This window comes from Psychrobacter cibarius, assembly GCA_030686115.1.
GTDB lineage: Bacteria > Pseudomonadota > Gammaproteobacteria > Pseudomonadales > Moraxellaceae > Psychrobacter > Psychrobacter cibarius_C.
The window spans coordinates 2,528,432-2,545,896 of the sequence record CP131612.1; the positions used below are offsets into that span (position 1 = coordinate 2,528,432).

Here is a 17,465-nt window from a genome sequence, read left to right on the forward strand (position 1 = left end):
TTCATGCTTGAAGTTGTGGGTAGCTTAATCGAAGTAGATAGATTCAATCATTTAGCAGGTATCGTTATTTTGGCGGGCGGCGCATCCAAACGTATGGGATCGCCAAAAGCTGAGTTGATACTACCGACAGGTGAGCGTTTGCTTGATTATCATGTCAGACAGGCACTTGAATTGAGTGCTGCGATGATAAGCAATATATCTATTATGATTGCCGATAATGGGCGTAACTTTACAGTCAATCACGATTTGATCGAAAAAAACCCGCAGTCATCAATTTCTTATATTACTGATTATCTATCTGCTAACGATCTTTCTAACAAGATTCTGTCAAGCAATGATGATAAACCGATTGAAACCGGCGGCGCGTTGGTAGCGATTGAAGCAGCGCTGCAATCTGTGACAAGCTCAATAGAATTAACGACAGACACAAGCCCACATATATCTTGGTTAATGGTTATCAGCTGTGACAGCTTAATTCCTGTCACTGATTTATGGCAAAAACTGCAACCTTATATCACGAAAAATCCTGATAAAACTGTGATTTGCCTAACCGATGAACATCACCTATACCCCTTGTTAGGTTTATATCGTTTAAGTATTGAGCCTGATTTAAAGCGTTATATTGACGATGAGCAACGGCAAGTGATGAAGTTTATTCAGCCGATTGTGCAGCCCGTCCCTTTTGCAAAAAACTGGCAGTATTTGACCAATTTTAATACGCCTAAAGATTTTGCACGTGCTTGTTTAGCTTTAAATGACTTATAAACTAAACGACTTATAAAAAGGTTTATTGAGAGAAGCTGACCATCTGATAAAAACTGGCCATTTAAGAGAAATGAAAAATGAATAGCGACCAAGTGAACAACAATAATAAAAACAATCAATCTGGCTTATCCCATTTAGACAGCGACGGTGATATTACCATGGTCGATGTGAGTGGCAAAACGGCTAGCACCAGAGAAGCTTGTGCTCTCGGACAAGTGGTTTTTCCTGCAGACATTTATACGCAAATCAAAGCCGCTGACGGCATGACCAAAAAAGGTAGCATCACTCAGACTGCTCATATTGCCGGTATCATGGCAGCCAAACGCACCCACGACTTGATTCCACTTTGCCATCCTTTGCCCTTAGATAAAATTAGCTTAAGCTTTGCATACGATGATGACCAAAACAGTATCACTGTGACTGCCACGGTTAAAGTTACTCATAAAACGGGGGTAGAAATGGAAGCATTAACCGCCGTCAGTGTCGCTTGCTTGACCATTTATGACATGACCAAAGCCATCTCGCATGACATTGTGATTGATAATATTCATTTAATGAAAAAAACCGGCGGTAAGTCCGATTATCAACATGCCTGAAAGTAATTTGAAAACTATAAAATTAAACTGTTAATAAGCAGTTCAGAAATAAGGGAGATTGCTATGAGCACTTTAATAGAAAGCAATACAAATTCTAAGTTAGACACCACGATGAATATTAACGTCTTATATTTCGCTAGCTTAGCTGATGAAGCCAATTGTCATGAAGAAACAGTCACTGTGCCACAGTCAACTTCATTGACCGAACTGTATGAACAGCTGAGCCAAAAGCATCGCTTTAGTCGTCCGCAGTCAGAGCTACGCGTGGCGGTCAATGACTATTTTGCAAAGTGGACAGATGAGATTTATGAGGGTGATAGTGTGGTTTTTATCACCCCAGTGGCTGGTGGTTAAAACCACACTATCATTTGTATCACTAAGAATCTTAAAAATAATAAGAGAAAATGGTTATGACAGACAATGTACACGGTCAATCGATGAGCATTAAACGTACCATTGATGAGGCGTACCTCATCGCTGAACGTGATGGTTTTGCGCTGTTAGATACCGATATTGATGAAGGTCGTCTTAAAAGCACCCTTGATGATGACAGTTGCGGCGCGTTTGTCTGCTTTGAAGGACGGGTACGCAATTATAATAATGCCAGTAGCGTCAATCGTTTGACTTATTATGGCTACGAAGATCTTGCCATCAATCAAGGTCGCGCCATTATTGAAGAAGCCAAAAAGCGCTTTGAGATTACCCATGCCATTGCCATCCATCGTATCGGTGCATTAGAAATTGGTGATGTCGCTATTTGGGTTGGCGTGGTTTCCGCCCATCGCTATCCTGCCTTTGATGCTTGTCGCTGGATATTGGATACTATTAAAGCCGACATTCCAGTTTGGAAGCAAGAATATTACCAAGATGATTCCTCTAAATGGCTTAGTAATAATGGGTAATAATGACTACTCAAAGCGATAGCTAACCTTTAGCAATAACAGTGAACGACACTGGCGAGCAATAATAAGAAGGCTTCATAATAATGATTAAAATAATAACAATATCAGCTTGCTTAGCATTAACGCTCACCGCTTGTAGCAAAGAGCAAACCACTCAGCCAGTCCAATCAGATGTCGACAACACCACTGAGCAAAGTCAAACACTGCGCATCGCAGCGGCTGCCAACTTATCAGATGTATTGCCTGAGATTATTGCGGGTTATAAAATGGATAAGAACTTGCCTGCACAAGCGATTGACGTGACTTATGCCTCTTCAGGTAAATTATATGCGCAGATTACCTCTGGCGCACCTTACGATATATTTTTATCCGCCAATCAAGAATTCCCTGCCAAACTTGCCAAAGAAAAACTAGATAACGCAAAATCTGCTGACGAAGCAACCCACGAGCCCTTTACTTATACCCAAGGTCAGCTGGCACTTTATAGTGTTAACAAGTCCCTTAAAGGACTCAACCCTACTACCTTAAATGCATTATTGATGTCTGAATCTGATAGCAAAATCACCATTGCCAATCCAGAACTCGCCCCTTATGGTAAGTCGGCGCAAGCGTACCTGCAATCACAAAACATCTTTGACACTCTCACTGAGCAAAGTCGCATTATTCAAGCTGAAAATATCGGGCAAGCGTTTCAATATGCGCACACTGGTAATGTCGATTATGGCTTTGTCGCTCAATCACAACTGACAGCGATTAAAGCCATGCCTGAGCAGTTCTATACGTTAGCGCCAGACGCTTATCCTCCTATTTTGCAAGACGGGTTGGTGATTAGTGACACTACTGCCGCGACCGATTTTTCAAACTATCTGCGCTCGCCTGCTGGACAGCAGTATTTTTCTGACGCAGGTTATCTTGCTATAGAGTAAGACAACTTTGATAAAAAACGTGCTCTAACGGTTCTCATCTGAGCGTTTGATACTGTCTGGACTGGCATCATAAATAGCCTCTAATTCTTCTGTTGTCAGATAGCGCTCAACGATAGGAAACCATTCTCGTTCTTCAAAACGAATATGATCATATAGCAAGGTGGCGAGTTTTTTGACTTGTCCAACGGTGACGTGATTGCTTTGAGATTGCGGCAAATCTTGAACCTCTGCCATGAGTGCATGCAGGGACTTGTGCTGCGCATCAAGTGTATTTAGTACCGATGCCACCTCAGGTTTGGAGCTGCTATGAGGCTGTAAGGCATGAGCCATTAGATTGTCTTCAATCTGAAAATGCTGTTGCATCTCGTTAATATAAGACGTGATATTTAGCCAATGCTCGGCAATTGCGTTAGGTTCATCAGCACACTCTTTAGCATGGCGAGATAGATTTAGACCTAGATGATGTTGACGAGATAATGGTTGTAATTGTGCGGCGCGTTTCATGATTAAGTACCTCAGTTAATCGACATAAAGCCCTATGTCAGTGGCATTTAAGGATTGTTATCTATGCTTAACTATATACTCATACTACACTTGTTAAGCGCTACTGTCTGGACAGGTGGTCATCTGATTTTGACCTTGGTGGTATTACCAAAAGCACTATCATCCCGAAATATTGATGGTCTGATGCAATTTGAGCAGCTGTTTGAGAGGGTTGGGATGCCGGCTTTGGTGCTGCAAATAATCACTGGACTTTGGATGGCCTACCAGATATTACCCAACATTGCTGCATGGTTTAAACTTGATAATGATTTTAGTATTCTTATTAGTCTCAAATTACTATTATTGCTAATGACTGTTCTGGTTGCCCTGCACGCTCGTTTCTATCGAATACCCAGATTGTCTATTCAGACCCTGAAAGGATTTTCAATCAATATCATATTGGTCACTTTGTTTTCTGTCGCCTTTGTTGTCGTTGGTACGCTCTTTCGCACAGGATTAAATTAGGACGTGTCATCGTTTAGGTTATTAGGGTCTGTTGAACATTCGACCACGGCACTGACAGTGACTATTTTTTAGTCGATTTTAGATTAAAAATATCTAGTTTAGTCGTTCTAAGCGGATGTTTTTAATGACGAAGCGGCAAAAAAGAGTCCTGTCTCTTTGAGCTGATGTTAAAATCGCTTCATACTGTGTTGCAAGTCTAGCTAAGGCACGAGCATTATCTTCAATTTGCGCCTTGTCTGAAACGATTTGATCAATCAGCAGTGCCTATTTGTGAATGTTCAACAGACCCTAATATGTCCTAATATCTCATTGAATTCAACCACCTTAACATCTTCTTAACAGCGTACTTGTTACTGTAAGGCATTACACTCCTTACCATCCTGTTGAGAAGTACTTGTATGTCAATATCTCAAGCCGCCAAAATCGATGCGCCCAAAGCCAATAAAAAAAGCCACTCCCTAAGCAAGCTCTATAATCGCGAGATCAATCTCAATCATCTGGTCATAGTCGTTGCTCTGTACTTAGTAGCGACGGCGAATATTGGCTTTTTTGAGCAAGTACTCAGCGTTTATCCATTTAGCACAAACACGGGCTTTATTTTTTCCATCATAGGCTTATTATTTGGGCTGATGTGGTTGGTGTTGTCACTGCTGTGTCATCGCTCAACGGCAAAATTAGTGCTTATCATAATGGTGCTGATTGCAGCTATCTGTGGTTACTTTACCGACGCCTACGGGACGATATTTAATCGTGATATGCTCATTAACGGCTTACAAACTGATCAAGCAGAAGCCATGGGATTAATGGCGCCCAGTCTATTTATTCGCCTGTTTTTACTAGGTATAGTACCTGCTTTCATGATTGGTAACATTCGTCTAAAGCGATTATCTTGGCAACAAGCAACCCTTCAAAAATCAGTCACCCTATTATTATCTATCGTATTGATAGCGGTGTGTCTGGTGCCATTTGGTGACCAATACGCCAGCTTTTTTCGCCAGCACAAAATAGTCCGTAGTTATGTTAATCCTATTACTCCTGTTTATTCTGTCATCAAACTGGGTACTGATTATATCGCTGAGCGCCGTCGTCCCGATACGCTAATCCCTCATGCCACAGATGCAAAACGCAGCATTATTATTAACACTAGCAACAGCGCTGTAAAACCTAAGTTGATGGTATTTGTAGTAGGAGAAACCGTTCGCGCTGACCATATTGGCTTAAACGGTTATGAACGCAACACCACGCCTTTGCTTTCAAAAAAATCAGACATTTACAGCTTTAAAGACGCCTCGTCATGCGGCACATCTACCGCCTATTCAGTACCCTGCATGTTTAGCTACGCCAATAGAGAAAATTATGACCCTGATAGCGCTAGCTATAATGAAAACGTGCTCGATACACTACACAAGCAAGGCGTCAATGTCGTTTGGCGAGACAATAACTCTAGCGCCAAAGGGGTGGCTGACCGCGTAACTTTTGAGGATTATAAAACAACCGCGCTCAATCCAGATTGTGATATTGAGTGTCGAGATATAGGCATGCTTGATGGTTTTGATAAACTGGTTAAGTCAGGCAGCTCACAGAAAGAGACACCTAAAGACACACTTATTTTGCTGCATCAAATGGGCAATCATGGACCCGCCTATTTTAAGCGTTACCCTAAAGATTTTGCAGAATATCAGCCCGTCTGTATGACCAATGAGCTATCAAAATGCGACAACCAATCGGTTATCAATGGTTATGACAATGCCATTCGTTATACAGATTATTTTTTAAATAGCGTGATCGACACCTTAAAACCCTATGAGCAAGATTATGAGGTGGTGATGGTATATATTAGTGATCATGGAGAAAGTTTGGGCGAAAACAATATTTACTTGCATGGTCTGCCATACGCTATTGCGCCAAATGCACAAAAGCATGTGCCAGTGATTATTTGGTCACCGACTGGCAATGGCATTGATAGCAGCACTATTGCTAAAAGTAGCTTAGCTAACATGATTGATCAGCCTGTATCACATGATTTTATTACGCCAACCTTGCTTCAGTTTTTTGGTATCACCACTGACGAAACCAAAGCAGCACCCACCTTTTTTAAAGTGGCTAATTGAACTCTTTATCATCGCTCCGCCTTTTTAGGTAATAATACTCATGTACAAGATACTCATCATTGAAGACAATCCCGATATCGTCGCCAATATTTATGCTTTTTTTGAGCCGAAAGGCTTTGAGCTAGACAATGCCCATAATGGCATTAGTGGCTTAACGCTCGCATCGAATAATCGATATGACGTCATCTTGTTAGATGTCATGCTGCCGGGTATGGACGGCACTAAACTGTGCAAAAATCTCAGGGAAGAGCTGCATGACAAAACGCCAGTATTGATGCTGACCGCTCGCGATACGATTTTAGATAAAGTGGCAGGATTCGATAGTGGCGCTGACGATTATCTGGTTAAGCCTTTCTCATTGGTGGAATTAGAATCTCGTATTAAGGCTCTCATACGCCGACATAAAGATGATCATTTTGAGCATGGTTTAACCGTTGGCACGTTGTCTTTAAACCATAGTGAGCATACGATTACACGTGAAGGTAAGTCGCTAAAACTCACACCAACAGGCTTCAAAATACTACATACCTTGATGAGTGCGGCGCCGCGCGTGGTTAGCAAAACCGAGCTGGAAGAAAAAGTATGGGGCGAAGACATACCAAGCAGTGATGCACTGCGTACTCACATGCATGGGGTCCGTGCGCAGGTAGATAAGCCGTTCGATAAAATCATGATAGTCACGTTGCCTGGTGTCGGTTATCAGATTATTGATCCAGATAAAGCCTAAAAAATCATCGTCTGATGTCCTTATTTGACTCTTACTGTCTTTCATATCTTCTTTCACAACGAAGTAAACACCATGTTTAATATCGACTCCATCGCCAATAAGTTTCGACTCTCCTACTTGTTATTTGCCCTATTGCTGTGTGCCACTTTCGTCAGTATTTTCATGTATGCCGAAGTCAGAATGGAGCAACAGCTGGTCAAAGCTCGCTTATTGCAACAGTTAGAGCTTAGCCAAGAAAAAGAAGGCGATCAACCTATTTATACGGCTGAACCGGGTATTAAAATTTATCGCTTCGATAACGCACCGAGCAATCTGCAAAAACTGGCCACCCAAACCGTACAAGAGATGCCCGTCACTGTCACCACTAAAAAGGGTCAATCGACGACAGAGTTACATTTTTTTAATTATAAAAAAGACAAAGAAAACTACATTTTAACTTACTTAGAAAATACTGAAATGGTGATGGGGAATTACCCTGTTTTGGCCATATTTGAGCATTTAGAAGACATATTTGCCAACGCCCTAAAAGTAGCAGTCATTTTGAGCTTATTGATTGCAGCGATATTTTCATCGCTGTCCTCCAAGCAAATCATTAAACCTTTATTAGACTTAAAGCAAGCCGTAGAAACAGATCATCGCAACTTGACGGAATTGACGCATCTGCCCTCCGAGGTTGGCGTGTTAGCACGCGCAATCGATGAAAAAAACCACAAACTTGAGCAGTACCTCAAACGCGAGCAGCTATTTACTGGTGATGTCAGTCACGAGCTGCGCACGCCTTTGACGATTATCATGGGGGCATCAGAAGTATTGTCCTCACAACTAGAAAACGACCCTCACTTGAGCGCATTTGCCACTCGTATCAGTACGACCGCCAAAGAAACCTCGGAGATTATCAGCGCCTTATTATTGCTGTCTCGTGCTCCTGAAGAACTGGATGCACCGCCAACGTCTATCAATGACATCGCGTTAAATGAAGTACAGCGCTTAAATTACTTGCTTCGCCATAAGTCAGTCACTTGTAAAATAGTCGCAGAACAGCTGTATGTCGCACACGTACGACCTGAACTACTAAAAATGGCCCTGGGTAATTTGATAAAAAATGCGTTTCAGTACACCGATGAGGGTGAGGTCATCATCACTATCGATGCTGAAAAAATCACCGTCACTGATACTGGTCTAGGTATTCCTGAGGTGATGATGCCGCTGCTATATGAGAGATTTGAGCGTCTAGAGCAGCAGTATAAAGACATCTCATTGGATACAGAATCGTCATCGGCAGCTGACGCCCATTATCCAGTAGAAGGCACAGGCTTGGGGCTCAGTATCGTACAGCGCATCATGACACATATGGGCTGGCAACTTACTCACCAAATCAACCCGCTAGGTGGCAGTACTTTTATCATCAATTATCATTAGAGAAGATCTCTATTTTAAAAAAGCTTAACGTTTTCTTAATGCCTGCCCGCTTATACTTAGGGCATGTTGAACATTCGACCACGATTAAATTATTAAAATTTATCGCATATCTTGATATTAATAGACTGTGAAGCATTGGATATGAATAAAGCAAACCCTATTAATTTTGAAAACCAGTCGACGAGTGGTGGGGGTTTAAGCCCAATAGCAGGCAAAAAACAGCTGCTACCTCATAGCTATGCCAGTGACGCCAAGGGTAAAACAGGATTTTATCGCATTATAAAAGCCGCTGGTTACTCTCTGGACGGCTTTAAAGCAGCTTACAAATTTGAGGCGGCTTTTCGACAAGTATTTTGGCTCAATCTCATATTATTCACGGCGATTATATTGTGCCCTTTTACTATCAGCATCAAAATGCTGCTGGTCGTCGCCTCTTTCTTATCATTAATTGTCGAACTCATTAATACTGGAATCGAAGCCAGTGTCGATCACACATCGACCGCCAAGCATCCACTGGCAAAGATAGCCAAAGATGTTGGCTCTGCGGCGCAATTTTTGGCATTACTGCTGCTATTTATCTTGTGGATGATGGCATTATTGAGTGTTGTATTTTGAAAACATATTCAGCCAATGGAGTCTGGCTTAAACTCCTATGCTTGACCATCATAGCGACACTGTTGTTTGAGCACAGCCAATTAGACATTCATATTAGTGAGCTTTTTTACACTAATGGACACTGGCTACTAGAAAAAGGCACACAACCTTTTGCCTTTATTTTTTATGACTTGCCTAAATTGCTACTCATCTTGCTTGGCATTTATCTCATAGCCGTTCTAATCCTGAGACATAAACAGGATACAGATATCAATCTGGTAATAAAAAATACTCAGTACGATAAACGGCTCACGCCTTTATCCACGCGTGAAATAGGTTATCTACTGCTTGTTTTAATTGCCGTTCCCAGTATGATTGCGCTACTCAAAGGTGTCACTCATGTCAGTTGCCCCAATCATTTAATACTGTTTGGTGGCGACTTGCCTTATCTAAATATTTGGCAAAATATAGTCGCTAACACGCCTGCCAAGTGCTTCCCAGCGGCTCATGCCAGTGCCGGATTTTCTCTGTATGGCTTGGCATTTTTACCCACTCTGCATCAGTATCGCTATAGAATATTTGAAATAGTCACGGTTGTAGGATGGACGATGGGACTGTATAAGATGCTGTTTGGTGATCACTTTTTTAGTCATACATTAGTATCGATGCTTCTGTCATTGACGATAACCTGCGTGCTTGCAACGCTGTTTTTTAAATACCCAGTAGCGAATAAAGCCAACAGTATCAATGCTAATGGCAAAAAACCTGATGCGGCAAGCTTTCAAAAATCGTCGAAAACCCAATCTTAACTGTTAAATAATAGCCAAATTAACAATGATATTCTTATAAAAATAAAGCTACTGAGTATTTGATAAATAATGTATAAATAGTTATGACTGCCTGACTTAATATTGAGTAACAGCATGGATTGCGCTCGTCGACGACGTTCTTTATTTATCAATAGCCCGCAAAGGAATGTAGCTATGAGCATCCTATCTTTTATTCTAAAAAAATCACATCTCTACCCTTTACTGACATTGATATTAACATTGGCACTGCCATTATTAATAATAAGCGCTGCACATAGCAGCCATGCCGCCAGTTATACCATCAATCCTGCTGGCACCCATGTGCGCTTTGCCATTGAACGCTTCCAATCCCCTGCCACTGCGGGCGGCTTTTATAATGTCCAAGGTCAACTGCAATATGACTCAAGTTTAAAAACTGGCAATATCTCCTTGGTCATTCCGATCAGCTCTCTAAATACGGGAAATAAAGCATTTAACCAGACTTTGACAGGCCCTAGCTTCTTTGATATGCAGCGCTTTCCGTTGGCACGTTTTGATTCTAACAAATGGTATTTTAGCCAAGACAAATCACGCCCAATGGTCACAAAAGTAGACGGTCATCTAACGCTGCATGGCGAAACCCACCCTATTAGCTTAACAGCGACTAAGTTTGACTGTTATCTACACCCTACGCTCAAAAAAGATATTTGTGGTGGGGATTTTACGGCGATGATTGATCGCACCAAATGGAATATCGATAAATATGCGTGGTTTGGCGTCACTAAAAACCTTCACTTAAACATTCAGGTCGAGGCAACCAAACAGTAGCAGTCCTTATCAGCATTAATTTTATGACATTGATTTTTATAGCACTGCTTTTTTAGAGCATGTCCTCATTTTAAATATAGGCTAAAAATAGCTAAACGTGCTGAGGCGGTACGGAATACGTGCCAACTACGTGAGCCACCATGTCACGAGAGCCTTCAGAATAAAGCGCAACCTCGCCAACGATTAGGGTGCGCCCAACTTTCATCAACGTACACTCAGCGATAATACGTGCTTCTGCTGAGGGTTTGCGCAGGAAGTTAATGGTCAAACTCGTCGTCACCGTTAATGGCACAATACCTATTTTACCAAGTATCGCCACATAGAGAGCCACATCAGCGATGCTCATCAATACTGGTCCAGAGACCGTACCACCGGGACGCAATTCATTGATACCAATATCGTGTGATAAAGTCGAGCGATTGTCACCGACTGCCTCGATGACACATTTGGTTTGTGGAAATTCCAACGCCATAAAGGCGACAATTTCTTCTTTGGTTGCAGACATATCCCTTCCTTGGATTTTATTATCCTTAATCAATGCACCACTGGCGTACCTTCTGTACTAAATGCAAAGCCTTTATTGCTAAAATTACCAATCATCACCGCCTCAATGACAGGCTTGACCGTCTCGTCTATCCCTTCGACTTCGATGATAAAGTTGGCGCCCGATCCGCCTTTATCCTCTTCTTTTTCGACGATATAATTGAGCGTGGCCATTGCTGGAAGCTCAATCGGTTTGGTTAAATAGGATTTGATAAAGGTTCCATCAGTGCCATAGTAGTCAATTTTATTGATATACAGTGATTTTTTTAGCGTGGTATTGCGTACACTCAAAGTCGCTGATAGCAATACTTTACGATTGTCTCTGTCGGTATAAATGTCAGAATAAATGGGCACATAAAAGGTTTGTTTATAGGCAAACTGGCTACGATCAACCGCTGTTGTCATCTCCAGCTCTTGAATGGGGTCTTGATGTTTTTCTGAATACAACACGTTCGGGTCTTGCGGCGTCTGATCACAGCCTGACAACAACGCCATCGTCGCAAGCAACAAGATGGATATAGTGCGCTTACTCATAAGTTTCCCCTTTGCCTTTTCATGTCACGGCTGTTGCAAATGTTTATTTGATTTTCACACCGACACTACGCAGAAACTCGTTGATATGCTTGTTAGCACCGTAGATGACCAATACGTCGTTATCTTGCAATACTTGCTCAGGCGCAGCCAAGCCTTTAATACTAGGCTTACTTTGCGTACGACCAAAGCTGTCTTCATAATACTCATAGCGCAAGGTACTAAGCAATCGAATATTGAACTTTTGCTCCAACTGCAAGTCATCAACAGTCTGACCAATCAACGACTTGGGAATGCTAATCTCTACCATACTGAAATGATCACTCAGCTCAAACGAGTCGACGAAATAACGTAGCGACAGCCGTTTGGCCCAGCGATTGGCCGCCTCTTTTTCAGGATGAATAAGGTCGTCCACACCGATAGCTTGCAACACTTTTTCGTGCAGTGGATTGATACTACGACTGATCAAACGTTTCGCTTTTAGGGTTTTAAATAATGCAGTCGCCATAACGTTTGCGCCTTGGTCTTCACCGATTGCGACAATAACGATATCGGTGTCGATAATCGGTAACCCATTGACGGTATATTCATCCGTAGCATCCATACAGATGGTATGAGAGATGACTTCCTTATACGCCTCAACCTTTTGTATGCTGCTGTCAATGGCAATCACTTCGTGCCCCTGACGGGTCAAAGCCATGCCTAGCGATGAGCCAAAGTTCCCTAGCCCTACGATGATATATTTCATAACCTTATTAACCTTTTTCAGTATTTTTTAATGATGAAATGGCTTATTTACGACCATTTAATTGATCGTGATTTCTTCAGTTGGGTAGCGATAATTGCGCTGGCGTCTATTTTTAAGTAGGGCAATAAAGATGGTCAACATGCTGACGCGCCCAACAAACATAATGACAGATACCACCATTTTGCTAAAATCTGATAACTCTGTCGTCAAATTCAAACTTAATCCCACCGTGCTGTAAGCTGAAAAACACTCAAAAACCACCTTGATTAAATCAAGCTCTGGTTGATCATAGCTGATGAGCGTTACCCCCATACCGATGACCAACAAAGACAGCCACATAATAGAAAATGCACGGCGAATCGAGATGTCGGCAATCTGGCGCTTAAATACCTCAACATTGGTCTGACCACGTGCCAAACTCAAAGTGTTTAACAGGGCAATCGCAAACGTACTGGTTTTGATACCACCGCCCGTCGAGTTTGGCGAGGCACCAATCCACATCAAAAATATCGTCAACATAATCGTGGGAAACGCGAGTTCCCCCATGTCGATGGTATTAAATCCTGCGGTTCGCGGCGTGGCAGCAGTAAACAGCCCTGTGACAAGCTTACCGAAAAAACTGCGATGGTCTGCCAGCACATTGTTATATTCAAATATCATCACACCGATGAGACCTACCAACAATAAAGCACCCGTCGTAATCAAGGTTATGCGGCTATTAATATTGAGCAACCATGGTCGATAAATATAACGCTGATCATGGCGATATATCAGGCGCTCGGCACGATCACGTAAATAACGCAGCACATTGACCACAATGACAAAACCCATGCCACCAAAGATAAAAGTAGTGGCAATGATCAGTTGTAGGGGGTAATTAAAACGTAGCGCGTCATCATACATGCCAGCGCTAAATGTAGAAAATCCAGCATTACAGAACGCAGAAATCGCATGGAAAACAGAGAAGAATAACTGCTCAGACCAATCCATATCTGGTATGTCATAAATGCTAATATAAATGAGTGCCGCAGCCACTGCCTCAACGGCAAATGTCACATATAGGATGGACTTGAGGGTCGATACCACATCACCCATGCCGCGCATGTAAGACATCTCACTGATGCTCGCCTGCGTCTCATAACTGACACCGCCCTTAAAGAAATAACTAAAATACGTCACAAAAGTCAAAATACCCAAGCCGCCGATCTGTATCAGCCCCATGATAATGACTTGCCCAAAAGTTGTGAAATAAGTCGCCGTATCTACCACGATGAGACCAGTCACACAGACAGCACTGGTCGCGGTAAAGAGCGCATCCATGAAAGACAGCGGCTGCGTCGTTGCATTGGGCATCATCAGTAGCAATGCCCCGACCAATACTAATGACAGGAAGCTTAAGATAAAAAACTGTGCAGGGTTTAGAAAGGTACGATTGAGATTAAAATCGTGGTCAGATATTTCACGAATAAAGGTCACAAAGACGGCAATTTTGATGGCAACAAAGCCATCAACAGCGACCGACATCCCAGAGCGCACCAAATCAGTGAAATGCGCTACCAGTAAAATGACAATCGCGATACTGGTCAGTAAGTCAAAGACCGCGACTTTATTTAGAGTCAGCGGCTTTTTGCTATAGAGGTAACGCCCTGCCGTCACAACAAAGCCTAAAAAGATAATCGCCAGATAAAAAATATGGAAAACCTGTTGTAACCACATCGGCAGCGTGAAACCACTGTCTAATAAAGCAATGGCTACGCCGATAATACTAATAACAATCGTGACATTATTTAACAATCGATAACGCTTGGCTGCATGCATCGCCCTAATCCATGATAGGAATAACCACGATATTTATACTCCTTTTTTGTGTTACTCACAAAAACTGATTTGAGATAATCGTAACCAATTATGATGCCCTATTGAACACTCATACCTAGCCATGCTGATTGCTAAAATGGCTGTAGATAAATTATAGATTGGCAGTAACGGTAATATTTACGTTTTAACGAGGTTTTGTGAGGTTGGATTAGATAAAAAATGATCACTGTGAGGGTCGCATAGTGGCATTTCTATATAGTGACATTTTTCCATGGCTACATTTTTGGATAGTTGCAGTGCAAACATATGCCCTAGTAAGTTCATTAGTTTATAGGTTGGCGTATTTATGAGCGATATATCCTAATAATCATCTTTACGTAGTTTCTGTCGATGTGGTCGCCATTTTCACCCCGCCCCATGTCACCAAACCAACGCCCAGTGCGATCAATGAAGCACCCAAAAACAGCCCTTCTGGCGGCATCTCACCCTGCAAAAAAATAGCCACTGGCACACCGACAACTGCGCCGACCGAGCCTAATAAACTTAATAAAACAGGACCGCCGGTTTTTTGTAATAAAAACAACAATAAGAATTGACCCGCAAATACGGCGGCTTGTATGCCAATCAAACCTAGCGGCAACCAGTCTAGCGGCATTTTGACTGAAAAATTAGGCAACACACTAAATGACAGCAGCAACAGCGACGCCGCGATTAGCATACCTGGCGCGAGTGCACTAGGCGACGCTTTATCAGGCCAGCGTAAGGTGCGATATATATTACCAATAGCCAATAATACTGGACCGCAAAGCGCGATCAAAATCCAAAAAACACTGGCATCGGGTGCTGTAAACTTACGCGCTGCCAATACTCCTGCACCAAGAAGCGCCGCGGCCACACCCAAAGCGCGGACGATATTAAATCGCTCCATCCTCAGTGCCAATGCACCAAGATAAGTCAGCAATGGTGGAAGCGAGATAATGAGCGCGACGAAACCTGCACCCACATGTGGGATAGCCGAAAACAGTAGTAAATTAGAACCTGCAACACTGATGAGCGCCGCCACAAAATAGTATTCAAAGCTACGCGCATTTAAGGGAGGCAATTCGTGCCGTATTAATGCAACGATCAATAAAATAGCAGCAGCGCCCGTGATGGACCAAAAGAGAAATGCCAGTGGTGTAATACCTATCTCACCAGCATATTTTGCCAAATTGGTAGAAATACCAATCAGACCTCCTCCGCCTAACAAGCAAGCAAAAGGGATGAGCCATGTGCTGGTGTTGCGAGAAGCTTGCTGTTCTAAAGACTCACTCATCAACTATCCTATTGAGTAGCGACGCTGATGACGATAGCTCATCAGACAAACCTAAATCTAAACCCTGTACCGCCTTATGTGCTGCGTCGATAGCACCAGCAATATAACCAGGAAACGCCTCTGACCATTCGCTTGCGCTACCCGTTAGGCAGTTTTGCCATGCACCTGTATTCGGCTTAGCAGTAGGTGCGCCAGCATGTTGACCTGCGCCACTGGAATCAGCAAGCGTCGCGGTAAATGAATCTTGCGCCCAATCTTTCAGATATTCAGCCGTTGGCATCTCTGCTTGTGCGCCAAATAAACGTACCAACTGCGCGCGGCAATGGGCTTTTAGCTCTGACTCCGAGACGCTTTGGCGGACGTGAGCAGGAACGCCAAAGAAGCCAAATAATGCACCTTCGCCCTCTACCAAGGACGCATCATGAATCTCAGTAAGTGGCCCTACTGCACTTCTCGCTGAACCCGATAGTCCTTGATTGCGCCAAAAGGGTGAATCATAAACCGCCACATATTTGGCATGTGGCGCCATCCATGTCGCGGTCTCTTGCCACTCTGCCACCAAATCCTGCGGTAAAGTCGGTTCAAACTTGATGTTACTCGCCACCAAACGAGGCGGTAGCGCAAGAAGCACATGCTGCGCTTGATAAGTAGTTATTTGACCAGCTGTTATCTGTTCAGCGCTGCTCTCGCTCTCTATGCTGATACAGCGCTCAGTCTTGATTACACGCTTTACGATTTGCCCCGTGATAATGCGCGTAGGATTTAAGCGCGCATACAGAGCATCAATGAGCGCTGCCATACCACCGACGAGGCGCATAGACGGTGGCGAGCTTTGATAGCCTTGGGTACGGATAGGTAACTTATCGGCGGCACGTTCCACCATCATGTCGCCGTCCTCGAACTGAGCGAAACATGTTAAATTCAACATTTCAATAAGGCTGCTCAACTGCGGCTTATACTCTGGCCAAAACCACGATGGCCCTAAGTCGAAGCCATCGTTTGATTTTTCATTATCGACACTTTGTCTACTAGCATTCTGATCTACTGATGATTTCGCAACAGCGATGCGCCCACCCAATCTATCACGCGCCTCAAGCAATATATAATCGATACCTCGTTGCTCTAATAAAAAAGCCGCATATAAGCCACTCAAACCACCACCGATAATTGCAATAGGTAGGTTTTGCATAACAAATCATTCCTGCTTAGTTGAAGCTATTAGCATTGAGATTATTCTGCCAACAACTTGGTAAGTAGCTCGTCTATCTCAACCTTAAACTCTTTATCCTCAATCTTATTAGCCGTGACTTTGGCATTCTGTAGATTTAGAATAGCCGCATCCTTTTCACCCATTTCGATCTGTAGAACCGCCATAGAAAAGGCAATCGATGACATGTGGTCTTTTGAATTAATCGCAGTCGCTTTGGCTAAGGCCTTGTCATAAATAACTAAGGCTTCGTCTAAATCTGCAGTAAAGTCAGCCAATGTTTCCCACTGTTCTGGATGGTCTTTATCGGTATTTTCATTATCGTTACAAATGGCTTCTAATTCAGCATAAAACCCATCAAATGCTGCTTGATTGCCTATACGATCAGCTTCCAATAACTCTTCAGCTAAGGTATAAATTGCTTTATAAATTTTGGTATTAATCATTGCTCATAACCTTTTATGAATTAGGATCTATGGTACTTGTTTTTCAGCCAATAGTACTTGGCGAATATTACTTGGTAAACAGTGCTTAGCTGGGATTATAACGCAATTCCACTAGCCAAAATGACTGACACAAAAAAAGGATGCGATAGTCGATATCACACCCTTTTTATTCCTCAAACTACTAATTATTTTT

At 42.7% G+C, this 17,465-nt stretch carries 20 protein-coding genes; 12 read left to right on the forward strand and 8 right to left on the reverse strand.

What is annotated here, in order from left to right; translation table 11 throughout:
* The first annotated feature begins 3 nt into the window (after window positions 1–3).
* The 5 genes from Q6344_10705 (at window position 4) to modA (ending at window position 3,189) form a co-directional block, all read left to right on the forward strand.
* On the forward strand, window positions 4–765 hold the full coding sequence (locus tag Q6344_10705) for an NTP transferase domain-containing protein (protein WLG13067.1): 762 nt from the start codon (window positions 4–6) through the stop codon (window positions 763–765).
* A 77-nt stretch (window positions 766–842) separates the two neighbouring features.
* Entirely contained in the window at window positions 843–1,361 is a 519-nt protein-coding gene (gene moaC / locus Q6344_10710) for a cyclic pyranopterin monophosphate synthase MoaC (protein WLG13068.1), read from the forward strand.
* Between the two features lie 63 nt (window positions 1,362–1,424).
* Window positions 1,425–1,715: a MoaD/ThiS family protein gene (locus Q6344_10715; protein WLG13069.1), complete on the forward strand. Its 291-nt coding sequence runs from the start codon at window positions 1,425–1,427 to the stop codon at window positions 1,713–1,715.
* Between the two features lie 56 nt (window positions 1,716–1,771).
* A complete protein-coding gene (locus tag Q6344_10720; protein ID WLG13070.1) occupies window positions 1,772–2,263 on the forward strand; it encodes a molybdenum cofactor biosynthesis protein MoaE in 492 nt (163 codons plus the stop codon).
* An 83-nt stretch (window positions 2,264–2,346) separates the two neighbouring features.
* Window positions 2,347–3,189: a molybdate ABC transporter substrate-binding protein gene (modA, locus tag Q6344_10725; GenBank protein ID WLG13071.1), complete on the forward strand. Its 843-nt coding sequence runs from the start codon at window positions 2,347–2,349 to the stop codon at window positions 3,187–3,189.
* A gap of 24 nt (window positions 3,190–3,213) precedes the next feature.
* On the opposite strand, the gene Q6344_10730 is transcribed toward modA, so the two are convergent.
* Window positions 3,214–3,693: a hemerythrin domain-containing protein gene (locus Q6344_10730; GenBank protein WLG13072.1), complete on the reverse strand. Its 480-nt coding sequence runs from the start codon at window positions 3,691–3,693 to the stop codon at window positions 3,214–3,216.
* Between the two features lie 63 nt (window positions 3,694–3,756).
* On the opposite strand from Q6344_10730, the gene Q6344_10735 reads away from it, so the two are divergent.
* From Q6344_10735 to Q6344_10765, 7 genes are all read left to right on the forward strand, one after another.
* The gene (locus Q6344_10735) at window positions 3,757–4,197 is read left to right on the forward strand and encodes a CopD family protein (GenBank protein WLG13073.1); all 441 of its coding nucleotides are present in this window, start codon (window positions 3,757–3,759) and stop codon (window positions 4,195–4,197) included.
* Window positions 4,198–4,595: 398 nt separating this feature from the next.
* Window positions 4,596–6,308 carry a phosphoethanolamine--lipid A transferase gene (locus tag Q6344_10740; protein WLG13074.1) on the forward strand — a complete coding sequence of 571 codons (1,713 nt, stop codon included), beginning with the start codon at window positions 4,596–4,598 and terminating at the stop codon, window positions 6,306–6,308.
* A 40-nt stretch (window positions 6,309–6,348) separates the two neighbouring features.
* Entirely contained in the window at window positions 6,349–7,035 is a 687-nt protein-coding gene (locus Q6344_10745; GenBank protein ID WLG13075.1) for a response regulator transcription factor, read from the forward strand.
* 72 nt (window positions 7,036–7,107) lie between these two features.
* Window positions 7,108–8,454: a HAMP domain-containing sensor histidine kinase gene (locus Q6344_10750; GenBank protein ID WLG13076.1), complete on the forward strand. Its 1,347-nt coding sequence runs from the start codon at window positions 7,108–7,110 to the stop codon at window positions 8,452–8,454.
* Window positions 8,455–8,595: 141 nt separating this feature from the next.
* Window positions 8,596–9,069: a diacylglycerol kinase gene (locus Q6344_10755; protein WLG13077.1), complete on the forward strand. Its 474-nt coding sequence runs from the start codon at window positions 8,596–8,598 to the stop codon at window positions 9,067–9,069.
* Window positions 9,066–9,857, forward strand: a complete 792-nt coding sequence (locus tag Q6344_10760) for a PAP2 family lipid A phosphatase (protein ID WLG13078.1) — start codon at window positions 9,066–9,068, stop codon at window positions 9,855–9,857. The genes Q6344_10755 and Q6344_10760 overlap by 4 nt, the downstream gene beginning before the upstream one ends.
* 174 nt (window positions 9,858–10,031) lie before the next feature.
* A complete protein-coding gene (locus tag Q6344_10765) occupies window positions 10,032–10,664 on the forward strand; it encodes a YceI family protein (protein WLG13079.1) in 633 nt (210 codons plus the stop codon).
* 91 nt (window positions 10,665–10,755) lie between these two features.
* Here Q6344_10765 and Q6344_10770 read toward each other — a convergent pair whose 3' ends face one another.
* The 7 genes from Q6344_10770 to Q6344_10800 all read right to left on the reverse strand — a co-directional run bounded on the left by Q6344_10770 (window position 10,756) and on the right by Q6344_10800 (window position 17,272).
* Window positions 10,756–11,169, reverse strand: a complete 414-nt coding sequence (locus Q6344_10770) for a PaaI family thioesterase (protein ID WLG13080.1) — start codon at window positions 11,167–11,169, stop codon at window positions 10,756–10,758.
* A gap of 29 nt (window positions 11,170–11,198) precedes the next feature.
* Window positions 11,199–11,741: a DUF3124 domain-containing protein gene (locus Q6344_10775; protein WLG13081.1), complete on the reverse strand. Its 543-nt coding sequence runs from the start codon at window positions 11,739–11,741 to the stop codon at window positions 11,199–11,201.
* A 43-nt stretch (window positions 11,742–11,784) separates the two neighbouring features.
* Window positions 11,785–12,486, reverse strand: a complete 702-nt coding sequence (locus Q6344_10780) for a TrkA family potassium uptake protein (GenBank protein WLG13082.1) — start codon at window positions 12,484–12,486, stop codon at window positions 11,785–11,787.
* Window positions 12,487–12,543: 57 nt separating this feature from the next.
* Window positions 12,544–14,304, reverse strand: coding sequence for a potassium transporter TrkG (locus Q6344_10785; GenBank protein ID WLG13083.1), 1,761 nt, complete (start codon window positions 14,302–14,304; stop codon window positions 12,544–12,546).
* Window positions 14,305–14,677: 373 nt separating this feature from the next.
* Window positions 14,678–15,619 carry a DMT family transporter gene (locus tag Q6344_10790; protein WLG13084.1) on the reverse strand — a complete coding sequence of 314 codons (942 nt, stop codon included), beginning with the start codon at window positions 15,617–15,619 and terminating at the stop codon, window positions 14,678–14,680.
* Window positions 15,612–16,808 (reverse strand): FAD-dependent oxidoreductase, encoded by a 1,197-nt coding sequence (locus Q6344_10795; GenBank protein WLG13085.1) that lies wholly within the window; start codon window positions 16,806–16,808, stop codon window positions 15,612–15,614. Before Q6344_10795 ends, Q6344_10790 begins: the two co-directional genes overlap by 8 nt.
* 41 nt (window positions 16,809–16,849) lie before the next feature.
* Entirely contained in the window at window positions 16,850–17,272 is a 423-nt protein-coding gene (locus Q6344_10800) for a tetratricopeptide repeat protein (GenBank protein WLG13086.1), read from the reverse strand.
* Window positions 17,273–17,465: the final 193 nt, after the last annotated feature.

Bases quoted from the DNA above. Each gene is read 5' to 3' on its own strand.
- Q6344_10705 (WLG13067.1), top strand. From the start codon at position 4: ATGCTTGAAGTTGTGGGTAGCTTAATCGAAGTAGATAGATTCAATCAT.
- moaC (WLG13068.1), top strand. From the start codon at position 843: ATGAATAGCGACCAAGTGAACAACAATAATAAAAACAATCAATCTGGC.
- Q6344_10715 (WLG13069.1), top strand. From the start codon at position 1,425: ATGAGCACTTTAATAGAAAGCAATACAAATTCTAAGTTAGACACCACG.
- Q6344_10720 (WLG13070.1), top strand. From the start codon at position 1,772: ATGACAGACAATGTACACGGTCAATCGATGAGCATTAAACGTACCATT.
- modA (WLG13071.1), top strand. From the start codon at position 2,347: ATGATTAAAATAATAACAATATCAGCTTGCTTAGCATTAACGCTCACC.
- Q6344_10730 (WLG13072.1), bottom strand. From the start codon at position 3,693: ATGAAACGCGCCGCACAATTACAACCATTATCTCGTCAACATCATCTA.
- Q6344_10735 (WLG13073.1), top strand. From the start codon at position 3,757: ATGCTTAACTATATACTCATACTACACTTGTTAAGCGCTACTGTCTGG.
- Q6344_10740 (WLG13074.1), top strand. From the start codon at position 4,596: ATGTCAATATCTCAAGCCGCCAAAATCGATGCGCCCAAAGCCAATAAA.
- Q6344_10745 (WLG13075.1), top strand. From the start codon at position 6,349: ATGTACAAGATACTCATCATTGAAGACAATCCCGATATCGTCGCCAAT.
- Q6344_10750 (WLG13076.1), top strand. From the start codon at position 7,108: ATGTTTAATATCGACTCCATCGCCAATAAGTTTCGACTCTCCTACTTG.
- Q6344_10755 (WLG13077.1), top strand. From the start codon at position 8,596: ATGAATAAAGCAAACCCTATTAATTTTGAAAACCAGTCGACGAGTGGT.
- Q6344_10765 (WLG13079.1), top strand. From the start codon at position 10,032: ATGAGCATCCTATCTTTTATTCTAAAAAAATCACATCTCTACCCTTTA.
- Q6344_10770 (WLG13080.1), bottom strand. From the start codon at position 11,169: ATGTCTGCAACCAAAGAAGAAATTGTCGCCTTTATGGCGTTGGAATTT.
- Q6344_10775 (WLG13081.1), bottom strand. From the start codon at position 11,741: ATGAGTAAGCGCACTATATCCATCTTGTTGCTTGCGACGATGGCGTTG.
- Q6344_10780 (WLG13082.1), bottom strand. From the start codon at position 12,486: ATGAAATATATCATCGTAGGGCTAGGGAACTTTGGCTCATCGCTAGGC.
- Q6344_10785 (WLG13083.1), bottom strand. From the start codon at position 14,304: ATGCATGCAGCCAAGCGTTATCGATTGTTAAATAATGTCACGATTGTT.
- Q6344_10790 (WLG13084.1), bottom strand. From the start codon at position 15,619: ATGAGTGAGTCTTTAGAACAGCAAGCTTCTCGCAACACCAGCACATGG.
- Q6344_10795 (WLG13085.1), bottom strand. From the start codon at position 16,808: ATGCAAAACCTACCTATTGCAATTATCGGTGGTGGTTTGAGTGGCTTA.
- Q6344_10800 (WLG13086.1), bottom strand. From the start codon at position 17,272: ATGATTAATACCAAAATTTATAAAGCAATTTATACCTTAGCTGAAGAG.